The sequence below is a fragment of the Microcystis sp. M53602_WE12 genome (assembly GCF_030065455.1).
GTDB lineage: Bacteria > Cyanobacteriota > Cyanobacteriia > Cyanobacteriales > Microcystaceae > Microcystis > Microcystis aeruginosa.
This window is the reverse complement of record NZ_JASJFB010000203.1, coordinates 1-1,011: the sequence shown is the minus strand read 5'-3', so window position 1 is coordinate 1,011 and position 1,011 is coordinate 1. Positions and strand designations below refer to the sequence as shown.

The 1,011-nt window shown below is 42.9% G+C and carries 1 protein-coding gene; it reads right to left on the bottom strand.

Annotated features, from left to right (window positions below):
• Positions 1-1,011: IS701 family transposase (locus PX482_RS07540; RefSeq protein WP_288122272.1), on the bottom strand; the 1,011-nt coding region annotated here is incomplete at both ends.

Below are 1,011 nucleotides of genomic sequence, written 5' to 3'. Positions count from 1 at the left end.
GATTAATGGATAGGGACAAAACCACAAGATAAAATGGCGAAGTAAGCTTCGTTTATCCCTGACTTGATATTCCCTTAACCCTAACCATCCTTTGGCTTCTCGGTAGAATACTTCCACCCAATTTCTTTCGGTGTAAGTCCTCACTATCCACGACGCTGTTACTGTATCTGCCTCAACTACATTGGTGATGAAATAGTCCACCTCTGTGGCTTTTTCCATTGAACTTGCATTCATGACGATCGCCAAGTTCCTTTCTCCTTCTAGTTGAGATATTTTCGCTCTGAATACCGCTACCCAAACCGTTTTTTCTTTATCTAGATTTAGGGTGATTTTCTCCCAATCCTTTTCTGATAGGCTTTTTGCTAGTTGCTCAAGCTGGATTGTTTCTTCCACACCCCCTTCTTTTTCAATAATTACTTTTCGATTTTTTGCCAATCCTCCTAAGTATTTTAGCTTTCTTTCTTCTAGGGCTTTCAGAAAACTCGTGTTGTTGCCATAACCAGCATCTATTAACACGATTTTCGGTCGATAGCCTCTGGTTAAGCTCCGGTCAATTAAATCTATCGCTATCTCTGGTTTCTTCTTAAATTCTTTGTCTTCTTTCCCCTCGGCTAAGGAACTAGCCGGTTGATAAATTTCCATGTCTAGGGGTACACTTTTTTTGCCGTCGTAGAGATGAGTAGTGACGGCGACTATTCCGTTGTCTGTCTTGCCAATTTCTCCCAAGTACTGCCTCCCAACTCCGGCGGTCAGATTGCCACTTTTTCGATGTCCTGAGTCATCGACAATCAGCGTAAATCCTCGGGGGATTTGCGTCTGGCGGCATTGGTTCATCACTTGCAAGCGACATTCATTTACCTGACGGTCTGACCAGGGCGATTCGGTCAAAAAGTGATGTAATCGGTTATAAACTACTCCGACGGCATTATTGGCCATTTGAGTGAGGTTTTTCCTCTCACTTTCCCCTAATAATCCTCCTAAATATTGTCTGAAGCCGTTTTTTTGCGCTTC